The organism is Ferrimonas sp. YIN67, from assembly GCF_057219095.1.
The window spans coordinates 567,066-585,583 of sequence record NZ_JBXVVJ010000002.1 but is presented as its reverse complement, the minus strand read 5'-3'; the positions used below and the strand labels follow the sequence as shown (position 1 = coordinate 585,583).

General features: G+C 57.8%; 15 protein-coding genes. 7 read left to right on the top strand and 8 right to left on the bottom strand.

Annotated features, from left to right (window positions below; genetic code table 11):
* The first annotated feature begins 23 nt into the window (after positions 1-23).
* Positions 24-236, top strand: a complete 213-nt coding sequence (locus AC2D8U_RS06315; protein WP_484618206.1) for an acetyltransferase — start codon at positions 24-26, stop codon at positions 234-236.
* A 47-nt stretch (positions 237-283) separates the two neighbouring features.
* On the opposite strand, the gene AC2D8U_RS06310 is transcribed toward AC2D8U_RS06315, so the two are convergent.
* Positions 284-1,366 (bottom strand): GGDEF domain-containing protein, encoded by a 1,083-nt coding sequence (locus AC2D8U_RS06310; RefSeq protein ID WP_484618205.1) that lies wholly within the window; start codon positions 1,364-1,366, stop codon positions 284-286.
* 545 nt (positions 1,367-1,911) lie between these two features.
* On the opposite strand from AC2D8U_RS06310, the gene trpB reads away from it, so the two are divergent.
* Complete coding sequence (gene trpB / locus AC2D8U_RS06305) at positions 1,912-3,135, top strand: tryptophan synthase subunit beta (protein WP_484618204.1); 1,224 nt, start codon at positions 1,912-1,914, stop codon at positions 3,133-3,135.
* A 218-nt stretch (positions 3,136-3,353) separates the two neighbouring features.
* Positions 3,354-3,494 (top strand): hypothetical protein, encoded by a 141-nt coding sequence (locus AC2D8U_RS06300; RefSeq protein WP_484618203.1) that lies wholly within the window; start codon positions 3,354-3,356, stop codon positions 3,492-3,494.
* A 59-nt stretch (positions 3,495-3,553) separates the two neighbouring features.
* Here the strand turns inward: AC2D8U_RS06300 and fdhF are convergent, their stop codons facing one another.
* Positions 3,554-7,705 carry a formate dehydrogenase subunit alpha gene (gene fdhF, locus AC2D8U_RS06295; protein ID WP_484618202.1) on the bottom strand — a complete coding sequence of 1,384 codons (4,152 nt, stop codon included), beginning with the start codon at positions 7,703-7,705 and terminating at the stop codon, positions 3,554-3,556.
* 294 nt (positions 7,706-7,999) lie between these two features.
* Here fdhF and AC2D8U_RS06290 point away from each other — a divergent pair, with 294 nt between their 5' ends.
* The 3 genes from AC2D8U_RS06290 (at position 8,000) to AC2D8U_RS06280 (ending at position 11,395) form a co-directional block, all read left to right on the top strand.
* Positions 8,000-8,821 carry a class I SAM-dependent methyltransferase gene (locus AC2D8U_RS06290; protein WP_484618201.1) on the top strand — a complete coding sequence of 274 codons (822 nt, stop codon included), beginning with the start codon at positions 8,000-8,002 and terminating at the stop codon, positions 8,819-8,821.
* Between the two features lie 820 nt (positions 8,822-9,641).
* Positions 9,642-10,577: an RNA polymerase sigma factor RpoS gene (rpoS, locus tag AC2D8U_RS06285; RefSeq protein ID WP_484618200.1), complete on the top strand. Its 936-nt coding sequence runs from the start codon at positions 9,642-9,644 to the stop codon at positions 10,575-10,577.
* 107 nt (positions 10,578-10,684) lie between these two features.
* On the top strand, positions 10,685-11,395 hold the full coding sequence (locus AC2D8U_RS06280) for a rhomboid family intramembrane serine protease (RefSeq protein ID WP_484618199.1): 711 nt from the start codon (positions 10,685-10,687) through the stop codon (positions 11,393-11,395).
* Here AC2D8U_RS06280 and AC2D8U_RS06275 read toward each other — a convergent pair.
* The 4 genes from AC2D8U_RS06275 to AC2D8U_RS06260 all read right to left on the bottom strand — a co-directional run bounded on the left by AC2D8U_RS06275 (position 11,392) and on the right by AC2D8U_RS06260 (position 15,482).
* Positions 11,392-11,571, bottom strand: coding sequence for a hypothetical protein (locus tag AC2D8U_RS06275; RefSeq protein ID WP_484618198.1), 180 nt, complete (start codon positions 11,569-11,571; stop codon positions 11,392-11,394). The genes AC2D8U_RS06280 and AC2D8U_RS06275 overlap by 4 nt on opposite strands.
* A gap of 275 nt (positions 11,572-11,846) precedes the next feature.
* A complete protein-coding gene (gene uvrB / locus AC2D8U_RS06270) occupies positions 11,847-13,835 on the bottom strand; it encodes an excinuclease ABC subunit UvrB (protein WP_484618197.1) in 1,989 nt (662 codons plus the stop codon).
* A 182-nt stretch (positions 13,836-14,017) separates the two neighbouring features.
* Entirely contained in the window at positions 14,018-15,148 is a 1,131-nt protein-coding gene (locus AC2D8U_RS06265; protein ID WP_484618196.1) for an S-(hydroxymethyl)glutathione dehydrogenase/class III alcohol dehydrogenase, read from the bottom strand.
* A 61-nt stretch (positions 15,149-15,209) separates the two neighbouring features.
* Positions 15,210-15,482 (bottom strand): DksA/TraR family C4-type zinc finger protein, encoded by a 273-nt coding sequence (locus tag AC2D8U_RS06260; RefSeq protein WP_484618195.1) that lies wholly within the window; start codon positions 15,480-15,482, stop codon positions 15,210-15,212.
* 162 nt (positions 15,483-15,644) lie between these two features.
* Here AC2D8U_RS06260 and AC2D8U_RS06255 point away from each other — a divergent pair, with 162 nt between their 5' ends.
* Positions 15,645-16,472 carry a flagellar brake domain-containing protein gene (locus tag AC2D8U_RS06255; protein WP_484618194.1) on the top strand — a complete coding sequence of 276 codons (828 nt, stop codon included), beginning with the start codon at positions 15,645-15,647 and terminating at the stop codon, positions 16,470-16,472.
* Here AC2D8U_RS06255 and AC2D8U_RS06250 read toward each other — a convergent pair.
* Both AC2D8U_RS06250 and AC2D8U_RS06245 read right to left on the bottom strand, forming a co-directional pair.
* A complete protein-coding gene (locus AC2D8U_RS06250; RefSeq protein ID WP_484618193.1) occupies positions 16,459-17,748 on the bottom strand; it encodes an NAD(P)/FAD-dependent oxidoreductase in 1,290 nt (429 codons plus the stop codon). The genes AC2D8U_RS06255 and AC2D8U_RS06250 overlap by 14 nt on opposite strands.
* Positions 17,749-17,874: 126 nt before the next feature.
* Complete coding sequence (locus tag AC2D8U_RS06245; protein WP_484618192.1) at positions 17,875-18,201, bottom strand: DMT family transporter; 327 nt, start codon at positions 18,199-18,201, stop codon at positions 17,875-17,877.
* Positions 18,202-18,518: the final 317 nt, after the last annotated feature.

Sequence of the window (18,518 nt, the reverse complement as noted above, 5' to 3'; positions counted from 1 at the left end):
GCCGTGTCGGGAGGGACAAAACTATGTTGCTGCGGGATAAACATTCGGGCGATCTGGTGGAGGTGATTGATAGCAATGCGTTGCTCAATCCCTTCGTCGACCGGATCGAAGTACAATATCAGTGTGGTCAGGATCTGGCGGATCCTGAATTGTGTGACAAGCAGACCCTGGTCTTTCCATCCGGGGAAGGATTGCCAGAGTGCTGGCTTAACGGCCACTACCGAACCAAGTCGTAATGCTCGGTAGTAGGTTAAGGCACCGCGATGCGGTGCCTTTTTCGTGTTTACTCCTTAGGCGCCTCGACGCATACCCGGGCCTTGCCGGTGCGTTTGGCACGATACAAGGCCTGATCGGCGGCCATATAGAGATGGTTGAAGGTGTGATGTGGGGGGGAGAAGGCCAGGCCAGCACTGCAGCTGAGGGCGATCTCATCGGGACAGTTGGATGTTTGTGAGGCGTTGGCTGCGGCCAACAGACGCTGGGCATACATTTGGGCGCTGTGCTGATCTTGAGTGGCCCACAGGACACAGAATTCGTCTCCCCCTATCCGCCCAATCAGGCTGGCCGACTCCTGTGCGGCGTTCAGCCGGGCAACCAGCCTCTGCAGTGCCCGATCGCCAAAGTGATGCCCATGGGTGTCGTTGATGGCCTTGAAACTGTCGATATCAAGCAACATCAGGCAGGTGAGGGAGGAGCCGCCCTGGCTTTGCGCCTGCTCAAACTGCTGCAAGATTCGGCGACGACCCCAGGCTCCGGTCAGTTGATCGGTTTCTGCCAACTGGGCCAGTTTCATTCTATGGCGATAGCTCTCATTGGCAAAGATCCAGGAACACAGGACCAACACGATGACGCTGTTGATAAAGACCGAGATCTGCATCTCCCTTTGCTGGACGCTGGTCAGGATGATGTGGTCGCCATTTCCCCCCTTGATGCAGGCCATCCAGGCGAGGGAGATCAGTGTCACCTTGCCCAGTTGGTGGGCCAACTGACGATTGGGCCACAGCAGAAAGACGACAGGGTAGAGGATCAACAGGTGCCAATGGGTGCCCGAATCGATCCCATATTGCTGGGTGGTAAAGTAGACGATGTCACAGGCAAAGATGGTGATCAGCCCATAGCGGGCCAGTACGGGACGATTGGCCTGGTTTAGCCACAGAACAATGCCATAGGAGGTTATAACCAGGACGTGATACAGGTAGATCACCAGATCATTGATGGGCAGCAGATGGATATGGAAGAAACCGTTGGCCAGGCTGATGGGCATCGCGATCACAGCCAGCAGGTTACATACCTTGGTGGGGGCTGCTTCGGCTTCTGGTCCAGCCTGGGTACCGAGGTGAATACATTGGCGGAGCAGTGACAGCATGAGACGTGATAGGCCCTGATTGACGGATGTGACCCCGTCAGAATTAAGGTATATGTAGTTTATAGTCAATGGCTTATGTCTTAATTGATATGGCTATATAAGCTTGGCGTTGGAACGCTTGAACCGTGTTGGGCAGGCTTAACGGGCCTTTGGCCTTGCCTCCGGGTCTCTTCATTCGGTCACTCTGGGCGGAGTTCGAGGTTAAGTTGTGTTCGTTTGTCGGAATGACTGGATTGGCTCATTGGTAGGGGAGAGTCCCTACGAACCCCTTTCCTGACTGCGTTGAAGAGGGGGAGTGGCCTCCTTTTCTGGGTGTTGTGGGCGCCTCCAAAGCGAATTTTTTCAAAGGCTTGGATCCCGCTTTGCGCCACACCGGCGAATTCAGCAAATGTGTGAAGGATCTCCTGCCACGGCGAACGACTCCATTTAGGACCGTTAAGCGGTTCTAGTCGTTGCGGAGTGTTGTCTGCCTGCTTATGATGGAAAAAACCAAGCCTGAACAAAGGCTTTTGAAGGGAAGACGGAGAACCATGGAGGTCGGTGTTATGAAGGAGCAGTTTCACCATCCCTTACCCGATATTGAGGGGTATTTCGGTGAGTATGGCGGGAGTTTTATTCCCCAACCGTTACAGGAGGTCATGGATGAGATCACCCAGGCTTATCAGACATGCCGGGAAGACCCCACTTTTCTCAATGAGTTGGCTCGCCTGTACAAGCATTTTGTTGGCCGGCCCAGCCCCATTTTCCATGCTCAGAACCTGTCCGCCCAATTGGGTGCACAGATCTTCCTCAAGCGGGAAGACCTCAACCATACCGGGGCGCACAAGATCAACCACTGCCTGGGTGAAGCCCTGTTGGCGAAACGCATGGGTAAGCGCAAACTGATAGCCGAAACCGGTGCCGGTCAGCACGGGGTTGCTCTGGCTACCGCAGCGGCCCTGGTCGGCCTCGAGTGCGACATCTATATGGGCGAGGTGGACATCGCCAAGGAGCACCCCAATGTGGTGCGGATGCAGATCCTGGGGGCCAAGGTGATACCGGTTAGCGAGGGGCGAAAAACCCTGAAGGAAGCCGTGGATGCAGCGTTTGGCGCTTACCTTGAAGATCCCCACACCCAGTTGTATGCCATAGGCTCTGTCGTGGGGCCTCATCCCTTTCCCATGATGGTAAGGGATTTTCAGTCGATTATTGGCATCGAGGCCCGTGAGCAGTTGTTGGAGATGACCGGTGCCCTGCCGGATCACCTGGTGGCCTGCGTGGGCGGTGGCTCCAACGCCATGGGTTTGTTTTCCGCGTTTCTCGACGATAAGTCAGTGGTGATCCATGGTGTCGAGCCGGCAGGCCGAAGCCTGGAACAGGCGGGAGAACACGCGGCGACCCTGTCACTGGGCGAGCCGGGTGTGATGCATGGTTTTAAGTCCTATATGCTCAAAGACGCCGATGGCGAGCCTCAGCCTGTCTACTCCGTTGCCAGTGGTCTGGATTACCCCTCGGTGGGCCCGCAACATGCCTACCTGAAAGACATTGGCAGGGCACACTATGTGGCGATCAGTGATGAGGAAGCGATCGATGCGTTTTTCACCCTCTCCCGCAGTGAAGGGATCATCCCGGCGATTGAATCGGCCCATGCCTTGGCCTACGCACTGAAACTGGCCAGGGAAAAACCGGGCAGCCAGATCCTGGTCAACCTCTCCGGGCGAGGCGATAAAGATATCGATTTCGTGGTGGCCAATTATGGTCACCAGTACGGGATCCCACGTGCCGAGTGAATCATCACAGCAAACCGCCGGCGGCAGCCGGCTTGGTTATTCAAGCGAACGTTTTGCCCAGGGTTTAGGGCGCTCGTCACATTGTTGCAACATGAGTAATGGTGCTCACCCGTTCAGTCACAGTTACCGTCCTCAAACTCCTTAAGCTTGGTGGCAAGCAAGCCGATGCCTCACATGGAACGTGGGGTACGCGGGATTGGATCGAGGGAGGAAGCGGTATGTTTGGTTTGGTCCGTTGGTGGTCACGTTTATCCGTTACTGAGAAGCCGGGCCTGATTGTCCTGCTGGGACTGATCTGGAGCCTGTCTCTGTTTCTATTTGGGGTCGAGTTGGGGGCCGCGTACGGCAAGATCTTCTGAGCGATACCCTTGGCAAGGCGCGAAGGAAGGGAGTGGTATCCGATACCACTCCCTTTGATTCAGGCTGCCTGGATCCGCGCGGCACACACCTTGAATTCGGGGATCTTGGCATCGGGATCCAGGGCGGCGTGGGTCAGCACATTGGCCGCCGCTTCGGCAAAGTGGAACGGCAGGAACAGCATCCCCTGGGGAACCCGCCGGGTGATGTACGCCTCAAGGACCAGGCTACCACGCCGGGTGCTGACCTCGACTCGAGTACCATTGACCAGTTTTAGGCGCTCGGCATCGGCCACCGAGACCATCACCATGGGCTGAGCCAGGGTGTCCAGTCCCGCCGTTTTGCGCGTCAGGGTCCCGGTGTGGAACTGCGCTAACTGACGCCCGGTACTGAGGATCAAGGGGTAGCTTTCACAGGGCAGTTCCGCTGCCAGCCGATAGGGGATGGGCGAGAACTGGGCTTTCTCCATACGGGCGAAACGGGTCCGGTGTAACACTGTGGTCCCCGGGTGCTGCGCCGACGGACAGGGCCACTGCAGCAGACCTTGCTGAGCGCGCTCCCAGGTGATCCCCCGGTAGGCGGGGGCGACCCGACAGATCTCGTCGGTGATCTGACGTTCCTCCCGGTAACGCCAGGGCGTGCCCATCGCCTGGGCGATGGCCTGAATGATGGCCCAGTCGTGGCGGGCTTCCCCCGGCGGCTTGAGGGCCGGGTTGAGTCGTTGTACCCGTCGCTCCGTATTGGTGAAGTGACCGGATTTCTCGGCAAAGGCGGTGGCCGGCAGGACCACATCGGCCATCTGCGCGGTCTCTGTCAGGAAGAGATCCTGCACCACCAGGAAGTCCAGCTGGGCCAGGGCTTCCAATACATGCTTCTGATCCGGATCGGATAACACCGGGTTTTCCCCAACCACGTAGAGGGCCTTGAGCTGGCCGTTGGCCATCGCTTCGATCATCTCGGTCAACTTGAGGCCGGGCTGGGCCACCAGCGGCGTGTCCCAATGTTGTTCAAATTGGGCCCGCAGGGCGGGATCGGTGATCTTCTGATAGCCCGGCAGGTAATCGGGCAGGGCACCCATATCACAGGCCCCCTGAACATTGCTCTGACCCCGGAGGGGGTTGAGACCCCCGCCGGTGATCCCGATATTGCCACACAACAGCTGCAGGTTGGCCAGGGAGCGGACATTGTTGGTGCCGTTGCTGTGCTGGGTGATCCCCATGGCGTAGTAGACGGCGGTATGTCCGGCGGTGCCGATCAGCCTGGCCAACTGTGCGATCTCCTTGGCCGGGACACCTGTGATCGCCGTCGCATTGGCCAGGGCGTACTCGGGGCGCATTACCTCATTTTTCAACACGGCGAACCCCTCGGTCCGGGCGTCGATGTAGGCTTTATCGTGCCAGTCATGCAGCAGGATCTGCTGCATCACGGCATTGAGCAGCATGACGTCGGTGCCCGGTCGCTGGCTGATGTAGAGCTGGGCGTAATCCGCCATATCGATGCGACGGGGATCGATCACCACCAGGCGAGCCGTCCCGGCGCGGACGGCCTGCTTGATGCGGGAGGCGATGATGGGGTGGGCGTTGCTGGTGTCGGTGCCGATCAGCAGGATCAGATCGGACTGATCGATGCTGGCGATATCATTGGTCATGGCGCCGCTGCCGATGGCCGGCTCCAGCCCGGTGACCGTCGTGGCGTGACACAGGCGAGCACAGTGATCGACGTTGTTGCTGGCCAACGTCGTACGAACAAACTTCTGGAACAGATAGTTGTCTTCATTGGTGGTTTTCGCCGAGGAGAGGCCCGCCAGGGCGCTGCCGCCATGCCGCTGTTTGATCTCAGCAAGGCGGCTGGCCACATGATCGATCGCCTCGGGCCAGGTGACCGGCACCAGTTGACCCTGTTTGCGGATCAGCGGACGGGTCAGTCGCTCCTTCGAGTGAAGGAAATCGAAGCCGAACCGCCCCTTGACGCAGAGCATCCCCTGGTTCACGGGCGAGTCCGGATTGCCGCTGATCTTGACGACGCGGTTGTTTGCCTCATCCACATGCAGGACGAGGCCACAGCCTACGCCGCAATAGGTGCACAGGGTGTTGACCTGTTTGTGGGTGGGTTTCGAGCCATGCTGATGGGGTTGTTTTTCCGTCAGGGCGCCTACGGGACAGGCTTGGACGCACAATCCGCACTGCACGCACTTGGAGTTTGCCATCAATTGACCGTCGCCGATCTGAACCGGGGAAAGCGGGTCGTTATTGGGGAAATTGAGCACATTGTGAACCCCCTGCTCCTGGCAGGCCTGGACGCACTGGCCACAACGGATGCAGCGGTTGGGATCAAAGCGGATAAAGGGGCTGGACTCATCAATGGCTTTTTGTGATGACCAGGGCTTGGCCAGATCGGCATCGTCGATCTGGTAGATCGTCGCCTGATCTCTGAGCTCGCAATCGTGGCTTTTCTGGCAACCGCAGGCCAGGCAGCGGGCGGCCTCGGAGATCGCCTGCTCCTGGCTGAGCCCCAGCTCGACTTCGGCAAAACCTGCCGATCTGGCTGCCACGGGCAACTCCGGCATGACACTGCGAGGCCGGCGCTCAACGGCGTCGAAAAAGCGGGCCTCCACCTCGTTGAGACTCTGTGCCTTGCGGGCATTGTATTGGGGCTTTCGCGGGGCGAAGGCCCCGCTACGAAAGTAGGTCAGCATCGCCTCGGCGCTGCGTTGTCCCTCGCCGATCGCTTCCACGGCGGTCGCAGGTCCCAGGCGAAAATCGCCGATGGCGAACAGGTTGTCGTTCCCTACCTGCAGGGTATCCGGGCAGGCATCGGCGGTTTGCCAGCGGGTGAGGGGGATGGCGCCCTCCGGGATAAAACTGAGATCCGGTTTCTGGCTCACGGCGGCGATCACCGTATCGAACTCATGCCACTGTTGCCGACCCGTGGACTCAAGGCGTTGCCGTCCGGCGCCGTCCGGTTCGCCCTGGCGCAGCTGCTCCACCGCTACCTGGCAGATCCGTCCCTGGGGGTCGGCACGGTTCTCCACCGGGTTGGAGAGGAACATGAACTGGACGCCCTCCACCTCGGCCTCGTGGATCTCAAACTCTTCTGCCGGCATCTGGTCCTTGGTGCGGCGGTAGATCAGGGTGACCTCGGCGCCTTGGCGCAGGGCGGTACGGGCGCAATCGATGGCGGTGTTACCGCCACCTATCACCGCCACCTTTTGGCCCAAGGCCGGTTTCTGGCCACTGTTGACGGCACGCAGGTAATCCACCCCGAGTAACATGCCGTCGAGATCCGAGCCGGGGTAGGTCAATGGGGCGGCTTTTTGAACGCCGACGGCCAGGCACACGGCATCGTATTGCTGTTTGAGGCTCGCCAGTTGGATATCCCTTCCCAGGGCCACCGAGGTGTGGATCCGCATGCCGGCACGACACATCAGTGCGATCTCCTGAGCCAGGATCGCCTTGGGCAGCCGGTATTCCGGTATGCCGTATCTGAGCCAGCCACCGGGCTCAGCAGCGGCTTCAAACAGGTCCACCTCGACCCCGCCGTGGCTAAGGAAATAGCCGGCACTGAGGCCGGCGGGCCCTGCCCCGATGATCGCCACCCGTTTGTTTAAAGGGGGAGCGATGGGCGCCAGTTCGGGCTCCTCCTGGGCCAGATCCCAATCGGCGGCATGGCGTTTGAGTTGGCGAATGGCCAGGGGCTCGTCCACTTTATGGCGGCGGCAGTCGTTTTCGCAAAAGGCGGGGCAGACCCGGCCGATGGACAGAGGCATGGGCAGGGTCTGTTTGACCACCCGATTGGCCAGACCCGGCTCTCCGGCTGCGATATGGTGCAGATAGCTCTGTACGTCCACGTTAGCGGGGCAGGCGGTTTGGCAGGGGGCGTCACAATCGGCGGTGTGTTCGCTGAGGATCCGCTTGAGGGCATCACGGCGGCGGGCGGTGATCGCCTCCGAAGCGGTGATCACCCGAATGGGGTGTTCCAGGGTGATCTCACAGCTGCGTACCAGGGTCCGATCGACCTCGACCACACAAAGATCACAGGGGATCTTGGCACCATGCCGATTTTGTTGGCATAGGCTGGGAACCGTGATCCCCTGGCTATTCAACCAGTCCAACAGGCGTGCACCACGAGGGGCCAGATGGGGAACATGGTCAAGCTCGATAGAGAGCGTCGGTTCAAGATCGAGGGGAGTGGTCTGTGAAGAATCGGTAGTCATAGTGAGGTTTGGTGCTGAGTATTCACAAAAGTTAACCAAGATTAACGTGCTCGGCCCGGTTGGGTGTGGCAAAAGTGCTGAGAATGGGCTGGGGCTCACACAATTGCCCGGATCAACCGGGTGGGCCTGCTAAGCCGGCAGGGGCAAAAGGACCATTGAGAATAACAGGGAGCAAGGGGGCGGTTTGCGATCGGCACGACACTTCTTTACAAAGTAACGGCCCTCACCCTTTACCTCAAATCCAATTAACTGATATAAAACGAAATAACAGCAAGTTGATGTAGAGAGAGATACATGGGGATCGGAGAAGTGCCCGCCGTGGCTGAGGTGGAAGATCTGAGGGGGCTGTATGCCGACGGCTCAGAGGAGCGTCGGCTGGTGCGCCAGCAGATCGCCCGGCTGGAGTGGGATACCAGCCAGCATGCCCTGGCCCCATATTGGCAGTCCGGCAGTGCGATCACTGAGTTGGGGGCGGCCACGGGCCGTTATTCCCTGGATCTGGCCGCTCGGGGTGCCAGGGTGACGGCGGTGGAACCGGTCGCCGAGCAGTTGGCCCAGCTCAACACGCAGGCACGGATGCGAGGGCTGAAGGTCGAGGCTCACCAGGGCTCTGCCGAGTCCGTACCCTTTATTGCCGATGGCTCGCAGGATCTGGTGCTGATCCTGGGGCCTATGTACCACCTGCAACAAGCCGCGCAACGGCACCAGGTGATGGCAGAGGCGCACCGTATCCTGCGCCCGGGAGGGGTGGTGGCGGTGGCCTACATCAGCCGTTTCTTCGTGGCTGGCATGATGGCCCGTGAAGGGGTGGTGACGCCCGAGGTGCTCAGCCAGCTAAGAGCGACGGGCTTGATCAGTGATCCTCGTCCCGAGCCCTTCTTCCGCCTGGGATATTTTGCCACGCCTAATGAGATGGCGAGTCTATGCAGCCAGTCCGGTTTTTCACTGTTGCGTCATCTGGCCACCGATGGCTACGGTCGCTATCTTCAGTCGGCCATCAATGGCCTGGATGAACGCCAGTACCAGGACTGGTTAACTTACCACCTGTCCGTGTGTGATGAGCCGAGCCTGCTGGGCAGCAGCAATCATGGCCTGGTGATCGGTCGACGCGCCTGATCGACTCAGTTGGCGATGGCAAGCGCTTCAAGTCAAATCTTGAGGCGCCAGTCGATCTGCGCGGCAATCATTGGCGTTGATTGGCAACGGGACGTATCTACCTTTTCCGGGAACCTCTGTGTTCCCCTGATGTATTTATTCACGCTCTTTTAAGCACGTTTGCCACTATTTGCTCAGGTGAACGAATACCGATATTCCTCGTCAACGACCAGCTTTATATTGAATGCTTTAATCCTGGTCTACTTGGGTGTTGGACACATTCTGTAATGGTGATGGCCGGCAAGCCGTCCTGGTTTTGCCTGGTCCGGGATCCACGGTTACTCGAATCGAGATATTCAGCCTTGGTGGCGGTAAAGCTCCGAGCGCCGGTAGAGGGTTTATCACCATTCCTGGCTAGGGGGACTTCTCTGGCCAGTGACAGAAAATGTCTTTCTATCCTGTCGGCAATTTCCCTGAGATTGAATACGGCCTCGGGTATGGATAAAGGGCGTTGGGTGGACGCCGGTGTTGACTGTGTCGGCCAGCCAACTGCCAGACTGCCTATCTAATACTAATTGCCTAGTGGGTTGTTCGAACACTGGTCATACACTGATTGCCTCTACACCTTGTTAAAAAATACGTATAAATCAGCTTGTTCTAAAAGTGGTATCCACTTTCTGGGTACTAGAGCCCGGAGCAAAGCTGTAGCAGTATGAAGTACTCCCCCTATCGGTTTATTTTTGAGTGTTTTAAGGGAGGCGGTAGACGGAGCTTTGTACATAGGGGTGAAGATCAGCGAGCGGCATCAGGACGATGGCAATTTGAAATAGGGAGATCACCGATGACTGAGAACAGTAATAAGGGGATGTTGGGTGCGGATGTATCTGGACAACTGGCGTTGGAGATCCCGGAAGATAGCCCTCTGGAGCCGGGTGAAAAATCGCTGGAACCCACCGGCCTGTACCTGAGCGAAATCGGTTTTTCTCCTTTGCTCAATGCCGAGGAGGAAGCGTATTACACTCGACGCAGTCACGCTGGTTGCATGAAGTCCCGCAATCGAATGTTGGAAAGTAACTTGCGCTTGGTGGTGAAGATCGCACGGCGTTATAACAATCGGGGATTGGCCCTGCTGGATCTGATCGAGGAGGGTAACCTGGGTTTGTTCCGTGCGGTGGAGAAGTTTGATCCCGATAAGGGGTTTCGTTTTTCGACCTACGCGACCTGGTGGATCAGACAGACCATCGAACGGGCCATTATGAATCAGACCCGCACCATTCGACTCCCGGTCCATGTAGCCAAGGAACTGAATCTCTATTTGCGTACGGCCCGGGAGTTGGCGCAAAGCGGCGTCGGTGAGCCCACGGCGGAAACCATTGCTGCCACGGTGGATGCACCGGTGGAAAAGGTCAGCAAGATCCTTAAGCTCAATGAGAGGACCTCGTCACTGGATGTACGGCTCAAAGAGGATGGTCACCGCGCTTTGGTTGATGTCATCGAAGATGTCCACTTTTCCAGCCCGGAAGAGGACCTTCAGCAGGGAGAGATCCGGACGGTGCTTGAATCCTGGATAGGTCAGTTGCCGGAACGGCAGGGAGAGATCCTGGCAAGACGCTTTGGCTTGATGGGTTACGATTGCATGACATTGGAGGCCATAGGTCAGGAGATCGGCTTGACCCGCGAACGGGTACGGCAGTTGCAGGTGATGGCGTTGAAGCGATTGCGCCAGCAGATGGAGCAAGAGGGACTGGAACTGCCGGATCTGGTGAAATCGGAATGAGATAAGTTCGAGGACTTGAATTGGGTCAAGTTGCCACCATGTCATTTATACTGGGGCGGTACAGTTTTTGTACCGCCCCGTTTATTTTAGACAGGGGAGACATAAGTATGCCCATTCCTTCAGAGCTTGGTCGGTTGAAGCGGGCTATCGGTCTTTGTGTTTTGTTTGTCGTGCTGCTTTGGGGGATCTGGTTGTTGGATCAGATCTTCGCTTGGTATTTACCCCAGTACGGTGTCTTGCCCCGGACTGCTGGAGGGGCTTGGGGTATCGTGATGGCACCCCTGATCCACGGCTCCCTGTCCCACCTGGCGGCCAACAGCACAGGACTGTTGATCCTGGGAAGTGCGCTCTTGTATGGCTATCCGAGATCCTGGTTCAAGGTCGTGTTATTGGTCTGGCTCGTGGCGGGGACCGGGGTCTGGCTGGTGGGCAGGACCAGTTTTCATTTTGGTGCCAGTGGGGTGACCCATGGGATCTTCTTTTTTTTACTTCTGGTCAGCTTGTTACGCCGAGATCCCCGCTCAATTGCCCTGATGATGGTTGCCTTCTTCATGTTCGGCGGAATGATTTATGGGATCTTGCCACGGGAGCCCGGGATCTCATTCGAATCCCATCTGCTGGGGGCGGTCGGTGGGGTGATCTCCGCCCTGTGGTTTTGGCGCGATGATCCCATGCCAGCTCGTCAGCGTTATGCCTGGGAGGGGGATACACAGCCCCTGGAGGGCGATAAGATTGGTGAGCTTTGGCGTCAGGCATCGGGGCCGGAACAGCCTTTGGAGCAAGCACAGGATCCGGGCAAGAAAATGTCCGAGGATTAAGCGAGCAATTTGCTCCAGAGCAGGGCCAGTGTGGAACCGCCTACGGTCGACATGGTCAGCAGGGTACCCAAAATGATCTCTGACAGGGCACGCTCCTTGAGCAGGGTGATCAGCACGAAAGCCGAGCCTGCCAACAGCGAAAAGATCGTGCTTAGGGCAAAAATCGCAATGGACATGAAAGAGTGCCTTGTCTGGGAGTTCAATGGCGCCGACTTTACCAACTCTCCAGCGTCTTTCTACCTTTGTTTGGGAAAAGTGTCGACTCAATGGCACTTAATTGCCATCAAAAGGAAGAATTCTTACTCGACATCCTCTTTTGACTCTCTGCACTGGGTCATTTTGGGCTTTTTCGTGGGCCTGGTTCCCCCTGTTCTGTTAGAACAGGGCGACCCGGCAAATTTTAGATTAAATCCATCAGTCCAAGCTAAGCCGGGCCGGTGCAACGATGGCGTTAGAGATGAATGATGGCCTGATAGCAGGCCAGGATCTCCGATCGGATCCTTTTAGCCTGGGCCTGATCGCCGGCATCGAATGCGGCGATCATCTTGGACTCGAGGTCATCGAGCCTGTGACACAGGGACTTGAGTTCGTCGCATTGAGGGTGGGATAAGACGTTTTGGGTCAAGGGATTGGGGAACTGAGCATGATCCGTGTCGGCGATGGCACGGTGTGGGGTTTTCGGGATGATCCCCTGCTCCTGATTGTAGGCTTGTTGTCGGGCGCGGCGTGATTCGGTTTGAGCGATGGCCGATTTCATCGCCTCGGTCATGCGGTCGGCATATAAAATCGCTTTGCCCTGGGCGTTACGGGCAGCTCGGCCGATGGTCTGGATCAGGGCGGCTTCACTGCGCAGGAATCCCGTGTTGTCGGCATCCAGGATGGCCACCAGCGAGACTTCGGGCAGGTCCAGGCCTTCACGCAACAGGTTGATCCCGATAAGCACATCAAATTTCCCCAGTCGCAGATCGCGAATGATGGCGATCCGTTCCGGGGTCGCAATGTCCGAGTGCAGGTAGCGAACCTGGACCCCCTGCTTCGAGAGCTGTGCCGTCAGGCTCTCGGCGCTGGCCTTGGTGAGGGTGGTGATCAGTACCCGCTGCTGTTGTGCCCTCCTTTGCTGGATCTCTGCCAGGAGATCGTCCATCTGATTGTTTCGACCACGGATCTCGATGATAGGATCGAGCAGGCCGGTCGGACGGATGGTCTGCTCGACTGTTCTGCCCGGGCAGCGGCTCAGTTCATACGCTCCCGGTGTGGCCGAGACAAAGATGGTTTGGGGTTTGATCGTTTCAAACTCCTTGAACGACAAGGGCCGGTTATTGGCCGCCGAGGGTAGGCGAAAACCATAGTCGATCAGGGTCTTCTTACGTGCTTGGTCGCCGCTGTGCATGGCGGCGATCTGCGGCACCATCACATGGGATTCATCGATAAACAGCAGGGCATCTTTTGGCAGGTAATCGAGCAGGGTCGTCGGGGGTTTGGCGGGATCCCGTTCATTAAGGTAAGACGCATAGTTTTCTATGCCCGAGCAGTAGCCCAGTTGTGCCAGCATCTCCAGATCCAGCCGGGTACGCTCCTCCAATCGCGCGGCTTCGAGTCCCTTGTTCTGGAGCGTCAGTTCCCGGATCCGGGTGTTGAGTTCGGTTTCGATGGCTTGGATTGCCAGGGCGATGGTGTCTTGCGGGGTCGCGTAGAGGGTTTTGGGCGAGATCGAATAGTGTTCCAGCGGACCGAGAATGGCACCTGTGATGGGATCGATCCGTGTCAGGCGTTCAATCTCGTCGTCAAACAGTTCGATCCGGATCGCATCATGGGCCGAATCGGCGGGAAACACATCGATCACCTCCCCGCGTACGCGAAACGTGGCGCGTTCAATCGTCTTCTCGCATCGAGTGTAGTGCAGCAGGGCAAGCCGGGTCAGCAGTTGGCGTTGAGAGAGTTGAGCCCCCTGACGCAGAGGGATCTGTAAGTTGCGGTAGCTGTCGGGATCGCCCAGGCCATAGATCGACGACACAGACGCCACAACGATCACGTCGCGGCGCTCAATCAAGGCTTTGGTGGTTGCCAGCCTCTGGCGTTCGATCTGTTCATTGACCGAGGCGTCTTTTCGGATAAAGGTGTCGCTGGCAGGAAGATAGCTCTCTGGTTGGTAGTAGTCGTAATAGGAGACGAAGTACTCCACGGCGTTGTCGGGAAAGAATCCCTGCATTTCGCTGTAGAGTTGAGCCGCCAGGGTCTTGTTGTGGGCAAGCAGCAAGGTCGGGCGCTGGAGGCGGGCAATGACGCTGGCCATGGTAAAGGTTTTGCCGGAGCCGGTAACCCCTTTGAGGATCTGATGGCTTGCCCCGGAGTTGATGTTGGCAACCAGGCGAGCGATCGCTTCGGGTTGATCGCCTCCCGGGGGATAGGGACTACGCAGGATAAAAGCGCCTTTCGCCATGGTCGCCGCCTTGCTGTTGCATCGGGTATTACTAGGTTAGCGGGTTTCGCAAACATTGGCCGTTGGACGCAGGGAAGGGGCATCAAGCTTCTTCAGCGCTTCCTTTTGCCACAGGTTGTCTCGATGAGCCGGTGATGAGAAAGGGGCAGGCAGAAACCTGACGGTTTCTGCCTGCACGGTGTTTATCGGTCGTAATGGATCACTGAACGGATACTTTCCCCTTTGTGCATCAAATCAAACGCATGGTTGATCTGGTCCAGGCCCATGGTATGGGTGATAAAGTCATCCAGTTTGAACTTACCATCGAGATAGTCTTCGACCAGTTCGGGTAACTCGGAGCGACCCTTCACGCCACCGAAGGCGGAGCCTTTCCAGACGCGCCCTGTGACCAGTTGGAAGGGGCGGGTGCTGATCTCCTGACCGGCCCCGGCCACCCCGATGATCACGGACTCACCCCAACCTTTGTGGCAGCACTCCAGGGCACTGCGCATGACGTGCACATTACCGATGCACTCGAAGGAGTAGTCCACGCCGCCGTCGGTGAGTTCGACGATCACCTCCTGGATCGGCTTATCGTATTTGCTCGGGTTAATGCAGTCGGTCGCGCCCAGCTTGCGGGCCAATTCAAACTTACTTTCGTTCAGATCGATGCCGATGATCCGGCCGGCCTTGGCCATGGTGGCGCCAATGATGGCAGAGAGGCCAATTCCCCCCAGGCCGAAGACGGCCACGGTATCGCCCGGTTGCACCTTAGCGGTCTTCAGCACGGCTCCCATTCCGGTGGTCACGCCACAGCCCAGCAGGCAGACCTCCTCCAGCGGGGCACTCTTGTTTACCTTGGCCAGTGAGATCTCCGGTAACACTGTGTATTCGGAGAAAGTGGAGCAACCCATGTAGTGGAAGATGGGTTTGCCGTCTTTATAGAAGCGGGTGGTGCCGTCGGGCATCAGGCCTTTGCCCTGGGTCTCCCGGATCTTCTGACACAGGTTGGTTTTGCCGGAAAGGCAGAATTTGCATTCACCGCACTCCGGGGTGTAGAGGGGGATCACATGGTCGCCGACGGCGAGACCGGTAACCCCTTCGCCCACCTGCTCGACAATCCCGCCCCCTTCATGGCCTAGGATGGCCGGGAAGATCCCTTCCGGATCCTCCCCAGACAGGGTAAAGGCGTCTGTGTGGCACACGCCGGTGGCGAGGATCCGCACCAAAACCTCCCCTTTTCGTGGCAGCATGACATCCACTTCTTCCACGGATAGGGGTTGCTTGGGACCCCAGGCGATGGCGGCGCGAGACTTGATGAACTTGTCGGTCATAGCGGATTCTCTTACGGTTGTGGTGGGTAGATAAACCATAGAGGAAATTGTGCCCTATGGCTCAGCGAAGCTGGCTGTCTTTGCTTCCCCGCCGGTTGTATAGCCGGGTTAATGCCTGCGCCTCATCCTCTTGTGCCTGGCAATGAACGCATAGGCGAACCCCGGGCAGGGCGGTTCGTCGTGCTTCCGGGATGGGCTCCTGGCACTCGTCACATTCCAGGGCACTGGCTTGTGCCTGACGCACATTTCGGGCGCGGATCTGCTCAATGGCATCGTCGATGGAAGCGTCGATCTGTTCCTGAACGGCACCGTCTTTACTAAACCCTCCTGCCATGATCTATCCTCCGGCTCCGATTGGGGTTATGGCCATAAGCCGGAGCATCGCTTTACCGGCCAACTTGTCCTGGGTAATGACTTTTCTTTGAAATGTTTTCAATGTTCTGTCTACTCTTTATCATAGATGGATGCATTGACCGAGCATGGAGCCTGTTCCCGAATGGATGCGAAATCTCAATCTGATCCCAGTACCGATCTCCTGCATGACGCCAAGGTGGCGATCCGCCAAATGCGTTGTGGTGACATCGTTGATCTCCAATTTGTTCATGTCTCCCGCTCCCGGATCAAATGCCGATTGATCGGGGTGGATGAAGGCAGTTTTTTGATCATCTCCGTCTCGGCTCAGGTCAAGCAATCCCATGGGGATGTGCTGGCCAGTGGGATGCCCTGTATTGTGCGTGCGATCATCGAGGGGGAGGCGGGCCAGTGCATCGCCTTTCGAAGTATCATTAAGGTGATCACCACGACGCCCAAAACCCTGGTGTTCCTCAGTTATCCCAAGGAGGTTCAGCGTTTCGCCCTGCGCCAGACTCAGCGGATCAGCACCAGCATTCCCGCCAATTTCTGTCAAAGCAGTGGATCCGGGGCAGAGGGTGGGGAGCCCGCGCAAAGTTACGGTGCCTTGATCATTGATGTGTCCGATGGTGGCCTGCGTCTCAAGACTCCCTGGCCGGATCCCAAGGCCCCCCTTCACCTGGACAAGATCACCATTACCGTCAGTTTGCCCACGAGCAACGAGAAGGCGATCGAGATGGCTGGTGAGATCAAAAAGCAAACCTCTACGGGTACCGGCTATCTGGTCCTCGGCGTGGCCGTCCAAGATAAGGAGGGGATCGGCCAACTCCTTAATTATCTTGCGGTTGACGGGATCCATAGTGCGGGGGCACAGGTCGAGGGCCAAGATAGCGAAGCAACTCAGCCCCAGTCGGAAACGGAGTCCGTAGGGGCTGATGAGGCGACGGCCAGTCGCGACGCTACCAAAGCTTGAGCTGAGGCCGAACCAGGCGTTGCAAGCCGTTAAGCATCAGCAATAAGCTGCCTTTAATCGGCCCATGCAGGGCGATCAGGTGCCGCCGATACAGGGAGGCATAGACAAAGCGGGCCGGGCAGCCGGCCACTGCCAGGCCTCCGCGCAGGAAAGAGAACATGTTGCCCACGGTGTGGAAGCGGGACAGGTTCACAAAGGATCCCAGATCTTTGTAGACATACTCTTTCAGTGTCGCCTTATCGTCCTTCAAAAGACGGATAAGATTGTCGCCGATCAGCAGCGCCATCTGGCGAGCAACCTGGCCGCGGGGTGGGGTCCAGCTGCCGTCGGCCTGTGGGGTTGGTGCACAGTCGCCAAAGGAGAAGATCCGAGGATCGTCACTGGTGCGGCCATTCGCTTCGATCACCAGCTGATTGCTGGGATGATTCTCCAGACCTAAGGTGGCCAGAACTTCCGGCGCTTTTACGCCCGCTGCCCATAGGGTCAGATCCGATGGGATAACCTCCCCCTCGGCGGTTTTCAGGCCGTCGGCGGTCACTTCGGTGATGCGGGTTTCGGTGCGTACGTTCACGCCCAATGCCGCCAGCTGATCGCCCACGGCCCGACGCAGGTGGCCCTTATCCAGCGCTGGCATGACCGATTCGGCGGCTTCGATCACTGTAATGTTGAGAATGGACTCGTCCAACTCGTAACCATAGTCGCGCAGAGTCTCCACCATGTGATGCATCTCGGCGGCCATCTCCACACCGGTTGCCCCGGCGCCGACAATGGCCATATTAAACTGTGGTTTCTCCGCCACACCATGGGTGTATTTGAGGAAGGTCTGCTGGATCCGCTCACGCAGGATCATCGCCTGGCTGGTCAGATCCAGGGAATAGGCGTGCTCTCTCACTCCAGGAATGCCGAAGTCATTGGTCACGGCTCCGATCCCGATCACCAGGTAGTCGTAATCCAGGGTGCGCTCGGGCAGGACTTCAACGCCCTGGTCGTCGCGCAGTGGTGCCAGGAATACCTTGCGGGCGACGCGGTCGATCCCCGCCAGTGCGCCCTGTTCAAAGCGATAGCCGTTGAGGCTGCCATGAACGCGATAGTCGACGGCGTTCATGCCTTCATCCAGGCTCCCGGTGGCCAGCTCATGCAGCAGTGGTTTCCAGATATGGTGATCCGCCACGTCCACCAGGGTGATCTCGGCCTTGCCACGCTTGCCCAGTTTGCTCAATTTCTTCAGCAACTCCATCCCGCCGGCGCCGCCGCCGATCACTAGGATCTTACTCATCGAAAACCTCCGATAAAATGTATTTTTAGTGGGCCGTCGAAGGCTTCGGCGGCACAGAAACGGTTTGTCGGGACAGTCACCTGTGTTGCAAAGGGTAGAACGTGGTGACCGCAAGTGCCCCGGATCTCAGTGGCTGTGGCCTTGGGACAGGTTGACGATCATGACCCCGATGGCGATCAGCACCATGCCCAGCCAGACTGACGTGTCCAGGTGTTGGCGATAGATAAAGGTCGAAAGTAGGGTGACCACCAGGATAGCCAGTCCCGCCCATAGCGCATGCACCACCCCCACGGGCAGCCCCTTCATGGCCTGTCCAAGGAACAGGAACGCCGAGAGATGGCCCAGCAGCACCAGTGCTGCCGGGAGTGGCCGACTGAAGCCGTCGGTTGCCTTGAGCGCGACGTGGGACAGGGCCTCGGCCACCACACCAAGGAAGAGAAACAGCCAGCTCATTGTGAACACCTCATTCGTAATTGATGGGCCGTATTTTATTGCACACGCTAAAAATGATAATCCTGCAAAATTGCAAATTACCTTTACTCAGTAGTAACAATGCTGGTTAAGCCGAACGGGGGCATTAAGCTCTGAACACCAATTGGGCTTCTCGGCAAAGGGATATCCCTTTTGTATTCAGCCGCAGGCGAGACAAAGGCATAGAGAATCGCGACTCCGCAGTGATTGATGTGGTCAGGCCGAGGAAAAAGCAAGCAAACGTCTCAATTCGCAGAGAAAGTGACATCTGCCACGAAGGGAAGGATCCCTGGCGGATC